Source organism: Vibrio sp. 10N.222.52.B7 (assembly GCF_041474275.1).
Classification (GTDB): Bacteria; Pseudomonadota; Gammaproteobacteria; order Enterobacterales; family Vibrionaceae; genus Vibrio; species Vibrio crassostreae_C.
This window is the reverse complement of the sequence record NZ_JBFRTU010000766.1, coordinates 1-367: the sequence shown is the minus strand read 5'-3', so window position 1 is coordinate 367 and position 367 is coordinate 1. Positions and strand designations below refer to the sequence as shown.

Annotated in this window: 1 protein-coding gene; it reads left to right on the top strand. The window is 45.0% G+C overall.

What is annotated here, in order from left to right:
• Nucleotides 1-367 (top strand): ATP-binding protein (locus AB4512_RS25200; protein ID WP_372176193.1); only part of this gene is annotated, 367 nt, incomplete at both ends.

The window sequence follows — 367 nt, the reverse complement described above, 5'->3', positions numbered from 1 at the left end:
ACTACCAGAAGAAGATGATTTTCGCCCGTCAGCGGCTCGATTAGTCGAAAGTTTACGTGATACCGGTTATAGCAAAGAGGCTGCATTTTCGGACATTATTGACAATTCAATAGCGGCTAATGCAACTCAAATTGAAGTCGAACTCCAGTATATGTATGGAGAGTTCAGAGTCATCATTAGCGATAATGGTGATGGGATGTCAGAAGAACAACTACGAAATGCAATGCGTTATGGTTCGCCACGCCGTGACAATCCTAAATCGTTAGGTAAGTTCGGTATGGGGCTAAAGACAGCATCGACAGCATTTTGTCGCCGTCTTGTAGTGCTATCCCATCAGAATGGTAACAACGTCGGTCGAGCGTGGGAT